Below are 16,245 nucleotides of genomic sequence, written 5' to 3'. Positions count from 1 at the left end.
GGAAGCAGGCCCTCTAACCTGGCGGAATGCTCCCCCAAGTCACCGCGACCCGCTACGTCACCCCGTTGCGGGAGGGCGGTTCCCTGCCCGGGCTCCTCGAAGCCGACGATCTCGGGACGTACGTCACCAAGTTCACCGGCGCCGGGCAGGGCCGCAAGACCCTCGTCGCCGAGGTCGTCTGCGCCCGGCTCGCCCGGGGGCTCGGGCTGCGCGTGCCGGACCTCGTCACCGTCGAGGTCGACCCGGTCCTCGGCCTGGCCGAGCCGGACGAGGAGGTGCAGGAGCTGCTGAAGGCCAGCGGCGGGACCAACCTGGGCATGGACTTCCTGCCCGGTGCCCTCGGCTTCGACCCGCTCGCGTACGGGGTGGACGCCGCGCAGGCCGGGCGCGTCGTGTGGTTCGACGCGCTCGTGAACAACGTCGACCGGTCCTGGCGCAACCCCAACCTGCTGGTGTGGCACGGCGACCTGTGGCTCATCGACCACGGCGCGGCCATGATCTGGCACCACAACTGGCCCACGGCGCCCGCCGCCGCGCGCCGCCCGTACGACGCCTCCGACCACGCCCTCGCCCCCTTCGGGCCCGACGTGGCGGCGGCCGCACGGGAGTTGGCGCCGCTGGTCACGCCGGAGCTGCTCGCGGAGTGCGCCGCCGACGTGCCCGACGCGTGGCTCGCGGACGAGCCCGGCTTCGCCACGCCCGACGCCGTACGCGCCGCGTACGTCGAGGTGCTGACCGCGCGCGCGGAGGGACTGCACGAACGCGTCACCCTCGGCGCACCGAGCCCCGACCGGCCTTCGCGGGCGCCGGGCTGGCTCACCGGACGCGCGGAAGGCGGTGTGCGGTGAGCGGCGGGACGAGGCGTGACGTGTTCGAGTACGCGCTGCTGCACGTCGTCCCGCGCGTCGAGCGCGGCGAACGGATCAACGCGGGCGTGCTGCTGTACTGCCGCGCGCACACCTTCGTGACGGCCCGCACGCACCTGGACGAGGGGCGCCTGCGCGCCCTCGACCCGGCCGCGGACCTGCCCGGCGTACGGGCCGCGCTGCGCGCCGTGGAGGGCGTGTGCCGGGGCGGCGACGCGGCGGGGCAGGCCGCGGGGGACGACCCGGGGCGGCGGTTCCGCTGGCTGGTGGCGCCGCGGAGTACGGTCGTACAGCCCGGCCCCGTGCACACGGGGCTCACGGCGGACCCGGCGGCGGAGGTGGAACGGCTGCTGGAGCTGCTGGTGCGCTGAGCGCGGGCGGGGTGGTGCGGGTCCGGGACGGGCCGGGCTCCGGACGAGGCGGGCGCGAGGACCCGTTGACACGGAGTGCCCGGCCTTCTAGCGTCACGCGTGCGACCTACTAAGCGGTTGCTCACTATTGACACGGCGAGGAGAACCAGCATGTCCAGCACCGAGCAGCGCGTCGCGATCGTCACCGGCGCGGCACGGGGGATCGGCGCGGCCACCGCCGTACGCCTGGCCGCCGAGGGCCGCAAGGTCGCCGTACTCGACCTCGACGAGGCGGCCTGCAAGGAGACCGTCGAGCAGATCACGGCGGCGGGCGGCACGGCGGCGGCGTTCGGCTGCGACGTGTCCGACTCGGAGCAGGCCACCGCGGCCGTCGAGCGCGTCGCCGCGGAACTGGGCGCGCCCACCGTCCTCGTGAACAACGCGGGCGTCCTCCGCGACAACCTGCTGTTCAAGATGAGCGACGCCGACTGGGACACCGTCATGAACGTGCACCTGCGCGGCGCGTTCCTCATGACGCGCGCCTGCCAGTCGCACATGGTCGACGCCAAGTGGGGCCGGGTCGTGAACCTCTCCTCCAGCTCGGCCCTCGGCAACCGCGGCCAGGTCAACTACGCCGCCGCCAAGGCCGGTATGCAGGGCTTCACCAAGACGCTCGCCAAGGAGCTGGGCAAGTTCGGCATCACCGCGAACTCCGTCGCCCCCGGCTTCATCGTCACCGACATGACGGCGTCCACCGCCGAGCGCGTCGGCATGGGCTTCGAGGACTTCCAGGCCGCCGCCGCCACGCAGATCCCCGTCCAGCGCGTCGGCCGCCCCGCGGACGTCGCCAACGCCATCGCCTTCTTCACCGGCGACGACGCGGGCTTCGTGTCCGGCCAGGTCATGTACGTCGCTGGCGGGCCGCTCAACTGACGCCTCCCCGGCGTCCGTTCGGACGCCGGGCGGCACACGCCGACCGCACGGGCGGTACGGCGGCGGGATCGGGCACGGAGCGGAAGCGGAGCGGAAACGGCATGGCAGAGCAGCGGGACACCGGCGAGGTCGCCCTCGTCACGGGCGGGAGCCGCGGCATCGGGTACGGCATCGCGGAGGCCCTCGTCGCGAGGGGCGACCGGGTCTGCGTCACCGGACGGAACGAGGACGCCCTCAAGGAGGCCGTCGCCCGGCTCGGCACCGACCGCGCCATGTACGTGGCCGGTAAGGCGCACGACGAGGCGCACCAGGCCGACGCCGTCGAGCGGGTGCTGGAGGCGTACGGCCGCGTCGACCACCTCGTCAACAACGCGGGCACCAACCCGGTCTTCGGCCCCATGGCCGACCTGGATCTCGGCGTCGCCCGCAAGGTGTTCGAGACGAACGTGGTCTCCGCGCTCGGCTTCGCCCAGCGCACCTGGGCGGGCTGGCAGCGGGACCACGGCGGCTCCATCGTCAACATCGCCTCGATCGCCGGGCTCGGCGCCGCCCCGTTCGTCGGCGCGTACGGCATGAGCAAGGCCGCGATGGTCAACCTCACGCAGCAGCTGGCGCACGAGTTCGCCCCCGTGGTGCGGGTGAACGCGCTCGCGCCCGCCGTGGTGAAGACGAAGTTCGCCGTGGCGCTGTACGAGGGCCGCGAGGAGGAGGCCGTCGCGCGCTACCCGATGGGCCGCCTCGGCGTCCCCGAGGACATCTCGGGCGTGGTCGCGTTCCTCACCTCCCGGGACGCGGGCTGGATCACCGGGCAGACGATGGTCGTCGACGGCGGCCTGTACCTCAACGCCGGGGTCTGAGCCCGCGGACGGCGGCGCGTCGCCCGTCCGGACACCCCGGCGCCGGTCCCCTGTGGACCGGCACCGGGGTGTCTCGCGTCGCGGGGCCGTACGTGTACGTGTCGGGGGCCCGTACGCGCCGACGGCCTGTTCCCGTCCTCCCGGATCGGCGTTGTCAGTGGCCGCCGGTACGTTTCGGTGCGGTGCAGGAGCACCGACGAGCCCTCACATACCGGAGGTTGTGGCGTGAACGGCATGCTGCCCGAATCCTGGCAGGACGTCCTCGGCGGCGAGCTGGATGAGCCGTACTTCAAGGAGCTCACCGAGTTCGTCGAGGAGGAGCGGGCCCGCGGCCCGGTGTACCCGCCGCGCGAGGAGGTCTTCGCAGCCCTGGACGCCACCCCGTTCGACCAGGTGAAGGTCCTGGTCCTGGGCCAGGACCCGTACCACGGCGAGGGCCAGGGCCACGGCCTCTGCTTCTCGGTGCGGCCCGGCGTGAAGACCCCGCCGTCGCTGCGCAACATCTACAAGGAGCTGCGGGACGACCTCGGCCACCCCGTCCCGGACAACGGCTATCTGATGCCGTGGGCCCGCCAGGGCGTCCTCCTGCTCAACGCGGTGCTGACCGTGCGCGCCGCCGAGGCCAACTCCCACAAGGGCAAGGGCTGGGAGACCTTCACGGACGCCGTGATCCGCGCCGTGGCGGACCGCCCGGACCCGGCGGTCTTCGTGCTCTGGGGGGCGTACGCGCGCAAGAAGCTGCCGCTCATCGACACCGCGCGGCACACCGTGGTGGAGGGGGCGCACCCGTCGCCGCTGTCGGCGAAGAAGTTCTTCGGGTCGCGACCGTTCAGCCAGATCGACCGGGCGATCGAGGCGCACGGGCACACCCCGATCGACTGGCGCGTGCCGAACCTCGCGGACTGAGCCGAACGGCCGTCGCGCGGAGCGCGCTTGCCGAGACGGCGGTCTAGCGTCGGCGGAGGTGGCTGTGACCGGGCCCGGCTCGGGGCGCGGCCAGTGCGGCGGCGCCCGGTACGGGTCGCGGCCGTCGCCGGTCGGAGCGGACGAGGAGGAGCGCGTGGCGGAGCAGCGGCGGGAGACGTGCGGTGCCGAGGAGGCACTGATGACCCGGATCGGGCAGGCGGTCGTCCTGCACCGGGGCGGCGACCGGGAGGAGGCCCGCCATCGGCTCGCCGGGCTGTGGGCGGAGACGGCGGACGACGGGACGGCCCTCTTCCACCGCTGCACCATCGCGCACTACCTGGCGGACACCCAGGACGACCCGGTCGACGAGCTGGCGTGGGACCGCCGGGCCCTGGCCACGGCCGACGCCCTGTCGGGAGAGGGCGCCGGGTCGGACGGGCACGCGTCGGCGGTGCGCGCGCTGTACCCGTCGCTCCACCTCAACCTCGCCGCCGACCACGTGAGACTGCGGGACGCCCCCGCCGCCCGCCGGGAGCTGTCCCTCGCGCGCGGCAAGGCGGACGTCCTGGAGCACGACGCGTACGGCCGGGGCGTACGGGACGCCGTCGAACGGCTGGAGGTGCGGCTCGCCGCGCTGGAGCGCGCGCGGTAGCGCCCGCGCGGGGACCCCGCGCCGGTCAGCGACCGTACGTGTCGCGGCAGATGGCGGCGGGCGCGCTGTCCGGGTCCCAGCGCCCGTAGCGCTCCCCGAGCGCGCACACGCCCGGCCCCGGCGCGTCCCCGCCCCCGCCCGTACGGGCACGCCGCTCCGGCGCGCCCTCCGGGGCGCGGACGCCGCCCCGCCGCGGACCCGGGCCGCCGGGCGCCCCGTCGGCCCGCGCGGGCGGACGGGCGGCGGGCGGCGGCGCGGGCGTACGGGCGTCGGCGACGCGGGGGCCGACGTCCGGGGCATCGGGCGTACGGGCGCCGGCGCCCGGCTCTCCGTCCGGCGCGGGCGCCGCGCGGGAGCGCGTCGGCTCCGGCCGCGACAGCCCCTCGCGGGGCGCGGGCGGCGCGCCGTGCGCCGCGCCGTCCAGCCGTGGCCGCTCCGGGACGGGCTCCGGCCCCCGTACGCCGTCCCGGCCGCCGCCGCCCTCCGCCGTCACACAGCCCGACAGCGCCGCCACGGCGAGCCCGGCCAGCAGCAGCGTCTCCGTCATCCGTCGCATCCCGGCCACTCTGCTCGCCGCACGGGGCGGGGGACAGCCCCCGCAGGGGTGAACTCCCGGGCGCGGAGCTGCCGTTGACGCCACCCCGCTTCCCGGGGCCCGGCCCGTGCCGCCGTACGTGTCGCCGTACGGGCCCGTACCCGCGACGGTGGCCGTATGCTGCCGGGGCGCACCGGTCCGGTGTCCCGACGTCCCAGGGGGAGCAGCGTGAAGGTCGGCATCATCGGGCTCGGCGACATCGCGGAGAAGGCGTACCTGCCCGTGCTCACCGCCCAGCCCGGACTGGAACCGCACCTGGTCACCCGCGACCCGGCCGTCCTCGACCGGCTCGGTGACACCCACCGCGTCCCCCGCGCGCACCGCCACGGCGGCCTCGACGGCCTGCTCGCCGCGCGCCCCGACGCGGCCTTCGTCCACGCCGCCACCCCGGCGCACGCCGCGCTCGTCACGCGGCTCCTCGAAGCGGGCGTACCCACGTACGTGGACAAGCCCCTCGCGTACGAACTCGCCGACGCCACCCGGCTGGTGACCCTCGCCGACGAGCGGCGCGTCCCGCTCGCCGTCGGCTTCAACCGGCGCCACGCCCCCGGCTACGCCCAGTGCCTGGACCACCCCCGCGACCTGATCGTCCTCCAGAAGCACCGCGTCGGCCTGCCCGAGGACCCGCGGCGGATGGTCTACGACGACTTCATCCACGTCGTCGACACCCTCCGCTTCCTGGCCCCTGGCGCCGTCGACCACGTCGGCGTGAGCGCCCGCGTACGGGACGGGCTGCTGCACCACGTGGTGCTCCAGCTCGCGGGCGACGGCTTCACCGCCGTCGGCGCGATGAACCGGCTCTCCGGCTCCGCCGAGGAGGTCCTGGAGGTCTCCGGGCAGGACACCAAGCGCGAGGTGCGCGACCTCGCCGCCGTCGTCGACCACAAGGGTCAGCCGAGCGTCCGCCGTCGGGGCGACTGGGTGCCCGTCGCCCGGCAGCGCGGTATCGAGCAGGCGGTGCTGGCGTTCCTCGACGCGGTACGCGCCGGGCGCCCGCTGTCGGCCCAGGACGCCCTGCGCTCGCACGAGTTGTGCGAGCGGATCGTCGACGCCGTGCACGAGCAGGCGGGCTGACCCGAACCCGTACGCGCGCCCGTCCCGTACGCACCTCCGTGCCCGTACGCGCGCCTCGCCCCCGTACCCGCGTCCGCCCCTTACGCCCCTGCTCACACGGGTTCCGGCGCGCTCCGGAAATCCGTCGGAATCCGTTTCCCCACGCCGGTTTGGCTCCCTGGGGGCCGGGCATGCGAACCCTCGTGCTTCGGACGTGAAGGCACTGCCGCGGGAGCGGTGCGACACCATGCGTGTCGCGAACTTGCTCCCGCCTGTGTCTGCTCCCGCGGTGATCGCTCACAGATCAGACAACCGCGACGGAGAGAGCGAAATGACCACCGCCACACGTACCCGAGACCGCAACCGACGTCCCGCCGCCCGGCAGCGCAAGGCGCCGACCGAGCGCAGGCAGCAGCGGGTGCACCCCACCCCCCGCCGTACGCGTCGCCACCCGCACGACGACGCGCCGGACAGCGCCGCGGACTTCGCCGCGATCGCCGCGCTGCCGGAGGGCCCCGAACGGGCCGCCCTCCGCCGACAGGTGGTGGAGGCGTGGATTCCTATGGCGGAGCGGCTGGCACGCCAGTACCGCAACCGCGGCGAGTCCCTGGAGGACCTGGAGCAGGTCGCCGCGCTGGGACTCACCAAGGCCGTGGCCCGGTACGACCCCGAGCGGGGCAGCGCGTTCGAGAGCTACGCCGTCCCCACCATCGTCGGGGAGATCAAGCGGCACTTCCGCGACCACCTGTGGGGCCTGCACGTCCCCCGGCGGGTCCAGGAACTCCGTAACCGCGTCCGCGTCAGCATCCGCGAACTGTCCCTGAACCTGGACGGCCGCTCGCCCACCGTGGCCGAGATCGCCCAGCACAGCGGCATGCCGGAGGAGGACGTGCTGGCCGGCATGGAGGCGCTGGAGAGCTTCAGCCCGCTGTCGCTCGACGCCGAACTCCCGGGCGCGGAGGACGGGTACAGCCTCCAGGACACCCTGGGCGACAGCGAGCCCGGCTTCGACCTCGTCCTCTACCGCGAGGCCGTGAAGCCGCACCTCGAACGGCTCCCGGAGCGCGAACGCCACATCCTCTACCTCCGCTACTTCCACGACATGACGCAGAGCTCCATCGCGGACCGGCTCGGCATCTCCCAGATGCACGTGTCCCGGCTGATCAACCGCACCTGCAAGCGGATACACGACGAGATCGAGGGCGCGGGGGGCGCGGACGCCGTGGCGGCCGACCGCCCGGACACCCCGGCCCCCGGCAAGGCGCGCGCCGCCGCCTGACGTACGCGGTGCCGGAGGGGCGCGGTTCGCCGTGCCCCTCCGGCGTGGTTCAGTGCGGCGCCGGGAGCGGCAGCCGGTCCGGAACGGTGTTGGGGACGAGGTCCGCCACCAGTGCGGGCAGCGTCTCCGGCACCGCCAAGCGCGGTTCACGCGCGGTCACCGGGGCGCGGCCCCCGTACGGGGTGGCGCGCGGCACGGCGGGTCGCGCGGCGACCGGCGTCGGCCGGGGGATCACCACGGGGCCGGTGGAGCGCGCGGGGGCGGCGGGTACGTCGGCGGGCACGGGCGCGTCGGTGGCCACGGGGTCGGCGGGCGTCACCGGCTGAGCGGACGTCACCGGCTCGGCGGGCGCCGCCACCGCGTCCGCGGCGGTCGCCGTAATGGCACCACCGCCCGTACCGGTCAGGACGACCAGCCCGCGTCCCGCGACCAGCGCCCCGGCGAGGGCCGCCAGCGCCCCGGCCGTACCGAAGCGGAAGCCCTCGTCCAGCAGGAGGATGCCGACGGCCGCCGCGACGACCGGGTTCACGACCGTCGACGTCGCCAGCGGCGCGGCGAGACCGCCGCCGCGGTACGACGCCTGCGAGGTGGCGAGGCCCGTGACGGCGAACGCCGCGATCAGCCCCGCCACGGGCAGCGCCGTCGCCGCAGACTCCAGGGCCGAGCCCTCGGCCACGGCCTTCACGCACACCGACGCCGTACCGAACGCCACACCTGCCGCCATGGCCAACGCGGCACTGCGGGCGCCCGCCCGGCGCGCCCCGCGCGCCGCCACGGCGAGCCCGAGGAGGACCACGATGAGCGCGCCCGCGGCGGCGGCCACCGCGAACTGCTCCGCCTCACCCAGCGAACGGGACCGGTGCGCGCCGGTGCACAGCAGGATCGCCGCGAGCCCGACCGAGACCAGCAGGATGCCGCGCCACGCCTCCGACGTGACCGGCCGCTTCACCATGAGGGCGGCCATCGGCGCGGCGAGGACGATGGTCAGCACGCCGAGCGGCTGCACCACCGTCAGCGGGCCGAGACCGAGAGCGGCCACGTGCAGGAGCGCGCCGAGACCGTTGAGGACGACCGTCGCCCACCACCGGCCGCGCCGGAGCAGGGCGTAGCGGCTCGGCGCGGTGGTCGCGGCGATCCGCTCCTGGAGGATGGCCGCCGCGGCGTACGCCACGGCCGACACCAGCGACAGCAGCACGGAGGCCAGCAGGGCGTTCACGGCTGGTTCCGGCGGGGTGCGCTCTTGCTGTTCATGGTTCCAGCCTTCTCCTCCGCGACCGTCCTGTCGTCGTCTGGCAGGGGAGTCCTGCCGTACAGCCAGCGGAGTACGTCGGGTCGCCCGGTACACCCGGCAGCGGAGACGACCTCCGTCGCTCGGGAGTCCCGCAAGTCCCAACACTCCGGTCGCGCCGGACATTCCGGGGCGGCGGGGCGCGTCGCCCGCGTCCTCCGCCCCGTGCCGGACACCAGCGCGGGGGTGCCCGGCGGTCGACCGGTGGGGGAGTCTCCCGTTCATGATGCCGAGGTGGCGGGCGGATGACCAGACACGTACACGGACATATCGGGTACGGCGCTCGGGTGTGCGGGCCCGTACGGAATCCCACCTCCGTCGACCGACGGACCCGCCCCCCCGGGGACCACTCCCCGCTACGACTTCAGGAGGAGCCGCGGGCGCGGCCCGTTCCCGGCATCCCTCGGCCGTGGCGTCCGGTCGCGACGGGTCGGGGCCCCCACCGCGTCGCCTGCGGGGAGGGGGTGTCCCGCCGGTTCGGGGAGCCCGACCCTGGGACAGCGGTTCCGGCCGATCCGGTGCGTCCCGTACCGCTGCCGGCGGGGAGCCGCAGCACGTGTCCGCGTTCCGACTCGCGGGAGGTGGCTCCCGCCCCCCGTCCGGTGGCGTCAGCGGAGGGTGAACCGGCGCAGCGCGTCGAGTACGGGTGGCGCGAGCGCGTCCGGGCGGTCGGCACGGTGCAGCAGATGGTCCACTTCCGGCAGCCTCACGCGGCCGGGCCTCCCGGCGTGGGCCCGGCGCAGGGCGGTCGTCAGGGCGTTCGTCGTGGAACAGGGGACCTGGGTGTCGTTCGTCCCGCAGGTCAGCAGCACCTTGGTTCCCGGCGCGAGCGCGGCAGCGGTGTCCGGTGGATAGACGGCGTCGTCACTGGCCACGAACCGGGCGCTGGAACCCTGGAACGCTTCGAAGAGCTGGGCGAGCGCGGGCGGGAGAGCGGAGGTGTCCACCGGTCGCTGTGCGCGCAGCGAGGTGACGGCCGCGGCCACGGCCGCGTTGATGGTGCGTTGCTCCTCCGGCGTGAGCTGGCCTTGCCGGGTCGCTTCGGCGACCTGGGCCTTGAGCTGGAGCGCGACCAGGTCCAGCATGCGGATCGCCTGCGGTTGCAGAAGGGCCAGCCCGGCCGGACGCGGGTGGACGGTGCCGCCCAGCAGCAGCCCCGTCATCGCGCCTTCGCTGTGTCCGACGACCAGCAGGGAGCGCGGGTCGCTCTCCGGCTGATCGCGCAACGCCTCGTAGGCGGCCCGGGCCTGGCGCACGAAGGCGGGGTGGTCGAGTTCTTCCGGGCGGTCCGCGTAGGCGCCCAGCCCGGTGCGGCCGGTGCCGTACTTGTCGAAGCGCAGCGTGGCGATGCCGTCCCCTTGGAGCGCGTCGGCCAGGTGCGCCAGGGTGTCAGGAGTCGAGCCGGGCGGCTGGTTGCCGTCGCGGTCGGTGGGGCCGCTGCCGGGCAGCAGCAGTGCCGCGCGCAGTCGGTGCCCCGCGCGGTGCTCGGGAACGCGCAGGGTGCCGTACACGGTCGTTCCGTCGGCCGTGAAGACGATCTCGCGGTCGGCGGCGGGGACGAGCGCCGGTGTCGCTGCGGCCGGAGTGGTGGTTCCGACGGCCAGTGCCAGCAGAGCCGTCGCCAGGTGGCGGATCATCGGTGCACCTCCTTCAGGCGAGGGCGTTCTCGACCAGCGCCACGGCCGCGCGGGGGTCGTCGACCTGAAGGACCAGGCGGGTGTACTCCTCGTCGGCGAGCTCGACCACGATGGCCTTCGACGCGTCCTTGACGTGCCAGAAGACCTTGTCGCCGTCGTGATGGAAGGTGCCCGCGATGATCAGGCCGGGTATGTGGGTGCCCGGTGCGCGGACGCCCTTGAAGTCGCTGGCGATACCGGGGTCGACGGTCGCACCTCGGACGTTGGCCAGGGGAATGGTGAGACGGGTTCGGAAGGTCCAGAGCTTGTCGAGGCCCTCCATCACGACCTCCAGGTGGCCGTCGGTGATCCGCATCGATGCCATGTCAGGTCCCTTTTCGGGTGAGGGGGCCGAGGTGCCGGGTCAGAGCGGTGGCGACCTTGTCGGGGTTGCCGCGCAGGAGGATGCCGAGTGCGGCGGCGGTGAGGGCGGTGGCCACATCGGTGGGAACGCCGAGCGCGTCGGCGATCGCCCTGTCGACGGAGTCCAGGGCGGACGTGACCTCGAAGGCGACCTCCTCGTCGACCGGTGAGCGTTCGATCGCCGCCAGGAGGAGCAGGCGGAGGTCGGCCGACGTGACGAGCCGTAGCGCGCCTTCCGCGTCCTTCGCGTCGGCGAGGGCGTCCAGCAGCGGACGGACGTCGTCGGCGAGGTGGCGACGCAGGGCGATCAGGTAGAGGCCGCGCTTGCTGCCGAACGTCTTGTACAGGCTGTTGCGGTGCACGCCCAGGTGGGTGACCAGGTCGTCGACGGACACGCCGTCGTACGCGCGCCCGCCGAACAGGCCCACGGCGGCTCGTACCACCTCGTCCTCGTCGAATGCTCTCGGCCTGCCCATGGCCAGTACGGTACGCATGTGAGGAACGATCAGTCAAGAACGATCGTTCCTTTATTTCGGTACGGCGGGCCGGGTGCGATGCGTTCCGTGTGCCGGGCGCCGCCCAGGGCTTGCGTGGTCGGTGCGACTCACCGCCCGGCCGGACTCCTCGGCCCGTCCGGTGAGGACCGCCGGTCGTGCGTACGGGGCCGCCGGTGGCTACCGCCGCCCGCCCGCACGTTCACGTGCGGGACCCGCGGCTCGGCGCTCGTCCACGCTCGATCGGCCGTGATCGGAGGCGGTACCGGCTCCGGTGCGGTCGTTGCCTGTTCCTCCCGCCGCGCGTGGAGCGCGGGGGAGCGGCGCACCGCGGGTGGCGGCGGGGCGGCGCGCGGCCTCGGGTCGGGACGGGGTGCGCTGAACCCCCAGGGTCAGCCCGCCCTGGTCTCCCGGTGGGAGAGGAATGGGAGATGATCAAGGAAAGTGGACTGGGAACGCCTTCAACTACCTCTAGCTGTCCGGGTCGTCGTGTGGCCGCCCGGAGGTCACTCCCCGCCGATGGACTCGCCCTCGTGCGGGTCGAGGACACCGGCGCCGACGAGGGCGAAGATGACGATGCCCAGCAGGATGCGGTAGATCACGAACGGCATGAAGCTCTTCGTCGAGATGAACTGCATGAACCACGAGATGACCGCGTACGCCACCAGGAACGCCAGTCCCGTCGCGAACAGCGTCGGCCCCCAGGACACGTGCCCCTCGCCGATCGCCGTCAGCTCGAACAGGCCGGAGGCGAGTACGGCGGGGATGGCCAGCAGGAACGAGTAACGGGCCGCCGCCTCGCGGGTGTAGCCCATGAACAGACCGCCGCTGATGGTGGCGCCGGAACGGGACACGCCGGGGATCAGCGCGAGGGACTGGGCGAGTCCGAAGAGGATGCCGTCCCGCGCGTTGAGCGCCTCGATCGTCTTGGGTTCCGGCGCGGCGCGGTGCCGTCCGCCGACGCCCCGGCGGGCGGCCACCCGGTCCGCGATGCCCAGCACGATGCCCAGCACGATCAGCGTCGTGGCGATCAGCCGCAGGTCGCGGAACGGGCCCTCGATCTGGTCCTTGAACGCCAGCCCGAGCACGCCGATCGGGATGGACCCGACGATCACCAGCCAACCCATCCGGGCGTCGTGGTCCTGCCGCATCTCCTTGTCGACCAGTGAGCGGCACCAGGCGGAGATGATGCGGGCGATGTCCTTGCGGAAGTAGATGAGGACCGCCGCCTCCGTACCGATCTGGGTGACGGCGGTGAACGCGGCACCCGGGTCCTCCCAGCCCGCGAACGCGGCGGTGAGCCGCAGGTGCGCGCTGGAGGAGATCGGAAGGAACTCGGTCAGCCCCTGGACGAGCCCGAGGATGAATGATTCGAACCAAGACATGGGGAGTTGTGCCGTCCAGGGGTGTGATCGTACTGACCGGCGCGGGCGCGGGTCAGCGGATGGTTGCGGACTGCCGGGCGAGGTGCGCGTCTCGTCGTGCCGCCGGTGGGGTCGCCCCGCTCACGCCGATCCCGTACGGACACGGCTGACGGCACGTCAGCCCCGGGGCAACGTGGGCGGCGCGGCGGCGGATGAGGTGCGCGCCCTGGTTGCGAGGCAGCGTAGCGTCCCGCACGGCCCGGCCGTCGGCCGCCCCCGCGCGAGCCCGTACGCCCGCGCCCGTACGGCGTGCCGTGCGGCCGTCGCGTGCCCTACGCTGCCGTGCCATGCGCGACCAGGAGTTCCTCGACCACCTCGCCGACCGACTCGCGTCCCTGCCGGGCGTACGGGCGGTGGCGCTCGGCGGTTCCCGCGCGCAGGGCACCGAACGGCCCGACAGCGACTGGGACCTCGCCGTCTACTACCGGGGCGTCTTCGACCCGGCCGACCTGCGCGCGCTGGGCTGGCCCGGCGAGGTCTCCGGGATCGGCGAGTGGGGTGGCGGAGTGTTCAACGGCGGCGCCTGGCTGACCGTCGAGGGCCGCCGCGTCGACGTCCACTACCGCGACCTCGACGTCGTCGAGCACGAACTCGCGGAGGCGGAGGAGGGCCGCTTCCGGGTGGAGCCGCTGATGTTCCACCTCGCGGGCATCCCCGGCTACCTCGTCGTCGCGGAACTCGCCGTCAACCGCGTGCTCCGGGGCGTACTCCCGCGCCCCGCCGGCTACCCCGCGCCCCTGCGTACGGCCGCCGCGCGGCGGTGGCACGACATGGCCCTCGCCACGCTGGCGTACGCCCGCGCCCACCACGCGCCCCACGCGCGCCTCACCGAGACCGCGGGCGCCCTCGCCACGGCGGCGGCGCAGTGCGCGCACGCCGTCCTCGCGGCGCGCGGGGAGTGGGTCACCAACGAGAAGGCGCTGCTGCGCCGCGCGGGACTGCGCGACGTCGACGCGCTCACCGCCGCGCTCGCACCCACGGCGGGCGCCCCCGATCCGGGCACGCTCGAACGCGTCCTCGCGCGCGCCGAGGAGCTGTTCCGCGCGGCACTCGCCGCCGAACGGCCGTGACGGCGGTGACGGGGCCGTGGTGGGCGCCGTTCAGCGCGCGTACGCGGACGGCGGCACCCCGACCGTGGCGGTGAAGTCCCGTACGAGATGGGCCTGGTCGCTGTAGCCGAGGTCCGCGGCGAGGGCCGCCCAGTCCGTTCCCGCGCCGGTGGCGGCGCGCTCCAGCGCCTCGTGGATGCGGTAGCGCAGGACGACCCACTTGGGGCTGACGCCGACGTACGCCGCGAACAGCCGCTGCATCGACCGTACGGACATCCCCTCGGCCGCCGCGAACGCGGCCACCCGCCGCACGCCCCGGTCCGCGCGCACGCGCCCCACCAGCTCCGTCGCCCGGTCGGCGGCGCGGCTCGGCTCCGGGTCGCGCGCCAGCAGGAACGCGTCGAGCGCGGCGACCCGTTCGGCGTCCGAGCCGCCGTCGAGGACGCGCGCCGCCGCGTCGTCCGCGACGCCGGGGAACGCCGCCGCCAGCGGCACCCGCAGACCCGTCCAGCGCGAGACGGGGAACCGCGGCGCGAACGGCCGGAAACCGCCGGGCCGGAACTGCACGCCGCACACCCGGCCCGCCCCCTCCAGCCGGTGCGCGGACAGTTCCAGGCCGACCCCGGCGACCTCGCCGTACGCGGGGAGCCCGGGGTGCCGCTGGAAGACGACGTTGACCGACGGGTGCGGCACCACGTGCGAGACGTACGGCTCGGTGAGGTCCCAGTCGATCAGCCAGTAGTGCTCCAGGTACGGGCGGAGCGCCGGGGCGGGCTCGTGGCGGCGGAAGCGTACGCGCGTGAACAGCCCCGGAGCGTCGACGATGCCCCGGGTGTCGCGTCGCGGACCGGCCATGGCGGCGATCCTACTGTCGCGTTTCTTCAAGCCTCCGCCGCGCCGCCGGGGCTAGCTTCGGCGCATGACACACACGATCAGCGACCTGCTCGGGGCCGCCTCGACCCGCGCCGTCCCCGTGGTCGGCGCGGTGCCCGACGACCGGCTCGGGGCGGCCACGCCGTGCGCCGAGTACGACGTACGGGCCCTGCTCAACCACCTCTTCTCCGTGGTCGTCAACTTCCAGGCGCTCGCCGCCAAGGGCGACACCGACCTGGCCGAGACGCCGGACCGGGTGGCCGACGACGGCTGGCGGGAACGGTTCGCGGCGGAGACCGGCCGACTGGCCACGGCGTGGGCGGCGCCCGGCGCGGAGGAGGGGACGGCGGGCCGGATGGAGATGCCCGCGCGTACCGTCGGCTCCCTCGCGGTGCTGGACCTCACCGTGCACGGCTGGGACCTGGCGCGGTCCGTCGGCGTGCCCTTCACACCGGACCCGGCGTGCGTCACGGAGATGACCGCGCTGCTGGACGGGCTGGCGCCCACGGCCCGCCGGATGGGGGTCTTCGCCGAGCCCGCGCCCGTACCGGCGGACGCGTCCCCGTTCGACCGGCTGCTGGCCGCCACCGGGCGCGACCCGGGCTGGCGCCCGCCCGCGCGGGGCTGACCGGGCCGGGGAGGGGAGGGGCGCGCGTACGTGCCGGGGGCGCGTCCGTCAGGCCGTGGCCGCGGCGGCGCGCAGCCGGGTGCGCTTGCGCCAGGCGACGGCCGCGCCCGCCAGCCCGGACAGCGCGATGAAGGCGAACGCCGTGAGGAACGCCGGGGAGGTGGGCGTCGCGGCGCGGCTGCCCGCGACCACGTACGCCGCCGTGTTCGGCACCGAGCCGACCGCCGTCGCCGCGAGGAACGCGGACCAGCTCATGCGCGACACCGCCGCGCCGTAGTTGGCGGCCACGAACGGCACGCCCGGCAGCAGCCGCAGCAGCAGCATCGAGCGGAAGCCGTGTTCGCTCAACTGCCGGTCGGCGGCGGTCAGTACGCGGGCCCGCAGCAGCGGGCGCAGCGCGTCCCGGCCGAGCAGCCGGCCGAGGCCGAAGGCGAGTCCCGCGCCGAGGACGGTGCCGCCGAGCGCGGCGACCGTACCCGCCTGGGCGCCGAACAGCGCGCCCGCGGCGAGGTTGAGGAAGGGGCGCGGTACGAACGCCGTCGTGCAGAAGCCGTACGCCACCGCGAACAGGACGACGGCCGCCGCACCCGACAGCCGGGTCGGCCAGCCGTCCGCGAGGAGGCGCTGCGGTTCGTACGCCAGCACCGTCCCGGCGGCGGTCGCGAGGAGCGCGACGAGCAGGCCGAGTCGGGACCACGGGGAGAGCAGCGCCCGGGACAGACGGGCGGGGAGGCCCGGGAGTTGCGCGGCGGGGACGGACATCCTGCGGAGAGTAGCCGACGCGCGTGGCGTTCCGGCCGGTCCGGACTCCGCCGTGACATATCTGACCCTGCCCGGGGGCACGGGGACACGGGCTGTGGGGCCACGGGGGACGCGGGGGTACGGGTACGGCCGCCGGGCCGGTGTGCGGCGGGGCGGCCGTGGGACGGGTGGGTGGGGGAGCGGGCCGGTACGGGGCC

18 protein-coding genes are annotated in these 16,245 nt (G+C 74.8%); 10 read left to right on the top strand and 8 right to left on the bottom strand.

Annotated features, from left to right (window positions below; genetic code table 11):
- Positions 1-26 precede the first annotated feature (26 nt).
- From D7M15_RS00700 to D7M15_RS00675, 6 genes are all read left to right on the top strand, one after another.
- Positions 27-848, top strand: a complete 822-nt coding sequence (locus D7M15_RS00700; RefSeq protein WP_121515689.1) for a HipA family kinase — start codon at positions 27-29, stop codon at positions 846-848.
- On the top strand, positions 845-1,237 hold the full coding sequence (locus D7M15_RS00695) for a DUF3037 domain-containing protein (protein ID WP_121515688.1): 393 nt from the start codon (positions 845-847) through the stop codon (positions 1,235-1,237). The genes D7M15_RS00700 and D7M15_RS00695 overlap by 4 nt, the downstream gene beginning before the upstream one ends.
- Positions 1,238-1,387: 150 nt before the next feature.
- Positions 1,388-2,149 (top strand): 3-oxoacyl-ACP reductase FabG, encoded by a 762-nt coding sequence (fabG, locus tag D7M15_RS00690; protein ID WP_121515687.1) that lies wholly within the window; start codon positions 1,388-1,390, stop codon positions 2,147-2,149.
- A 101-nt stretch (positions 2,150-2,250) separates the two neighbouring features.
- The gene (locus D7M15_RS00685; RefSeq protein WP_121515686.1) at positions 2,251-3,006 is read left to right on the top strand and encodes an SDR family oxidoreductase; all 756 of its coding nucleotides are present in this window, start codon (positions 2,251-2,253) and stop codon (positions 3,004-3,006) included.
- Between the two features lie 234 nt (positions 3,007-3,240).
- Positions 3,241-3,912 carry a uracil-DNA glycosylase gene (ung, locus tag D7M15_RS00680; RefSeq protein WP_121520065.1) on the top strand — a complete coding sequence of 224 codons (672 nt, stop codon included), beginning with the start codon at positions 3,241-3,243 and terminating at the stop codon, positions 3,910-3,912.
- A 154-nt stretch (positions 3,913-4,066) separates the two neighbouring features.
- Positions 4,067-4,564, top strand: a complete 498-nt coding sequence (locus tag D7M15_RS00675; RefSeq protein ID WP_240649544.1) for a hypothetical protein — start codon at positions 4,067-4,069, stop codon at positions 4,562-4,564.
- A gap of 25 nt (positions 4,565-4,589) precedes the next feature.
- Here the strand turns inward: D7M15_RS00675 and D7M15_RS00670 are convergent, their stop codons facing one another.
- Complete coding sequence (locus D7M15_RS00670; RefSeq protein ID WP_121515685.1) at positions 4,590-5,120, bottom strand: hypothetical protein; 531 nt, start codon at positions 5,118-5,120, stop codon at positions 4,590-4,592.
- Positions 5,121-5,327: 207 nt separating this feature from the next.
- On the opposite strand from D7M15_RS00670, the gene D7M15_RS00665 reads away from it, so the two are divergent.
- Both D7M15_RS00665 and D7M15_RS00660 read left to right on the top strand, forming a co-directional pair.
- The gene (locus tag D7M15_RS00665; protein WP_121515684.1) at positions 5,328-6,233 is read left to right on the top strand and encodes a Gfo/Idh/MocA family oxidoreductase; all 906 of its coding nucleotides are present in this window, start codon (positions 5,328-5,330) and stop codon (positions 6,231-6,233) included.
- Between the two features lie 310 nt (positions 6,234-6,543).
- The gene (locus D7M15_RS00660) at positions 6,544-7,491 is read left to right on the top strand and encodes a SigB/SigF/SigG family RNA polymerase sigma factor (RefSeq protein WP_121515683.1); all 948 of its coding nucleotides are present in this window, start codon (positions 6,544-6,546) and stop codon (positions 7,489-7,491) included.
- Between the two features lie 49 nt (positions 7,492-7,540).
- Here D7M15_RS00660 and D7M15_RS00655 read toward each other — a convergent pair whose 3' ends face one another.
- The 5 genes from D7M15_RS00655 to D7M15_RS00635 form a co-directional block, all read right to left on the bottom strand.
- Entirely contained in the window at positions 7,541-8,707 is a 1,167-nt protein-coding gene (locus D7M15_RS00655) for a DMT family transporter (RefSeq protein ID WP_121515682.1), read from the bottom strand.
- A 680-nt stretch (positions 8,708-9,387) separates the two neighbouring features.
- Positions 9,388-10,416, bottom strand: a complete 1,029-nt coding sequence (locus D7M15_RS00650; protein ID WP_121515681.1) for an alpha/beta fold hydrolase — start codon at positions 10,414-10,416, stop codon at positions 9,388-9,390.
- A gap of 13 nt (positions 10,417-10,429) precedes the next feature.
- The gene (locus D7M15_RS00645) at positions 10,430-10,780 is read right to left on the bottom strand and encodes a hypothetical protein (RefSeq protein WP_121515680.1); all 351 of its coding nucleotides are present in this window, start codon (positions 10,778-10,780) and stop codon (positions 10,430-10,432) included.
- Position 10,781: 1 nt separating this feature from the next.
- Positions 10,782-11,294, bottom strand: a complete 513-nt coding sequence (locus D7M15_RS00640; RefSeq protein ID WP_121520063.1) for a TetR/AcrR family transcriptional regulator — start codon at positions 11,292-11,294, stop codon at positions 10,782-10,784.
- Positions 11,295-11,818: 524 nt separating this feature from the next.
- Complete coding sequence (locus tag D7M15_RS00635) at positions 11,819-12,697, bottom strand: undecaprenyl-diphosphate phosphatase (protein WP_121515679.1); 879 nt, start codon at positions 12,695-12,697, stop codon at positions 11,819-11,821.
- Positions 12,698-13,023: 326 nt separating this feature from the next.
- Here D7M15_RS00635 and D7M15_RS00630 point away from each other — a divergent pair, with 326 nt between their 5' ends.
- The gene (locus tag D7M15_RS00630) at positions 13,024-13,806 is read left to right on the top strand and encodes a nucleotidyltransferase domain-containing protein (protein WP_121515678.1); all 783 of its coding nucleotides are present in this window, start codon (positions 13,024-13,026) and stop codon (positions 13,804-13,806) included.
- A gap of 30 nt (positions 13,807-13,836) precedes the next feature.
- Here the strand turns inward: D7M15_RS00630 and D7M15_RS00625 are convergent, their stop codons facing one another.
- Positions 13,837-14,640, bottom strand: a complete 804-nt coding sequence (locus D7M15_RS00625; RefSeq protein ID WP_121515677.1) for a helix-turn-helix domain-containing protein — start codon at positions 14,638-14,640, stop codon at positions 13,837-13,839.
- A gap of 64 nt (positions 14,641-14,704) precedes the next feature.
- Here D7M15_RS00625 and D7M15_RS00620 point away from each other — a divergent pair, with 64 nt between their 5' ends.
- Positions 14,705-15,286, top strand: a complete 582-nt coding sequence (locus D7M15_RS00620) for a TIGR03086 family metal-binding protein (RefSeq protein ID WP_121515676.1) — start codon at positions 14,705-14,707, stop codon at positions 15,284-15,286.
- A 48-nt stretch (positions 15,287-15,334) separates the two neighbouring features.
- On the opposite strand, the gene D7M15_RS00615 is transcribed toward D7M15_RS00620, so the two are convergent.
- Positions 15,335-16,048 carry a VTT domain-containing protein gene (locus D7M15_RS00615; RefSeq protein WP_121515675.1) on the bottom strand — a complete coding sequence of 238 codons (714 nt, stop codon included), beginning with the start codon at positions 16,046-16,048 and terminating at the stop codon, positions 15,335-15,337.
- Positions 16,049-16,245 lie beyond the last annotated feature (197 nt).

Origin of the sequence: Streptomyces sp. Z26, from assembly GCF_003665095.1 — a bacterium.
Taxonomy (GTDB): domain Bacteria; phylum Actinomycetota; class Actinomycetes; order Streptomycetales; family Streptomycetaceae; genus Streptomyces; species Streptomyces phytohabitans.
This window is presented reverse-complemented; position numbering and strand designations above follow the sequence as displayed.

Excerpts from the sequence above, each read along its gene's own strand:
- D7M15_RS00635 (WP_121515679.1), bottom strand. The coding sequence starts at position 12,697 with ATGTCTTGGTTCGAATCATTCATCCTCGGGCTCGTCCAGGGGCTGACC.
- D7M15_RS00685 (WP_121515686.1), top strand. The coding sequence starts at position 2,251 with ATGGCAGAGCAGCGGGACACCGGCGAGGTCGCCCTCGTCACGGGCGGG.
- D7M15_RS00615 (WP_121515675.1), bottom strand. The coding sequence starts at position 16,048 with ATGTCCGTCCCCGCCGCGCAACTCCCGGGCCTCCCCGCCCGTCTGTCC.
- ung (WP_121520065.1), top strand. The coding sequence starts at position 3,241 with ATGCTGCCCGAATCCTGGCAGGACGTCCTCGGCGGCGAGCTGGATGAG.
- D7M15_RS00630 (WP_121515678.1), top strand. The coding sequence starts at position 13,024 with ATGCGCGACCAGGAGTTCCTCGACCACCTCGCCGACCGACTCGCGTCC.
- D7M15_RS00625 (WP_121515677.1), bottom strand. The coding sequence starts at position 14,640 with ATGGCCGGTCCGCGACGCGACACCCGGGGCATCGTCGACGCTCCGGGG.
- D7M15_RS00645 (WP_121515680.1), bottom strand. The coding sequence starts at position 10,780 with ATGGCATCGATGCGGATCACCGACGGCCACCTGGAGGTCGTGATGGAG.
- D7M15_RS00700 (WP_121515689.1), top strand. The coding sequence starts at position 27 with ATGCTCCCCCAAGTCACCGCGACCCGCTACGTCACCCCGTTGCGGGAG.
- D7M15_RS00670 (WP_121515685.1), bottom strand. The coding sequence starts at position 5,120 with ATGCGACGGATGACGGAGACGCTGCTGCTGGCCGGGCTCGCCGTGGCG.
- fabG (WP_121515687.1), top strand. The coding sequence starts at position 1,388 with ATGTCCAGCACCGAGCAGCGCGTCGCGATCGTCACCGGCGCGGCACGG.
- D7M15_RS00640 (WP_121520063.1), bottom strand. The coding sequence starts at position 11,294 with ATGGGCAGGCCGAGAGCATTCGACGAGGACGAGGTGGTACGAGCCGCC.
- D7M15_RS00650 (WP_121515681.1), bottom strand. The coding sequence starts at position 10,416 with ATGATCCGCCACCTGGCGACGGCTCTGCTGGCACTGGCCGTCGGAACC.
- D7M15_RS00620 (WP_121515676.1), top strand. The coding sequence starts at position 14,705 with ATGACACACACGATCAGCGACCTGCTCGGGGCCGCCTCGACCCGCGCC.
- D7M15_RS00660 (WP_121515683.1), top strand. The coding sequence starts at position 6,544 with ATGACCACCGCCACACGTACCCGAGACCGCAACCGACGTCCCGCCGCC.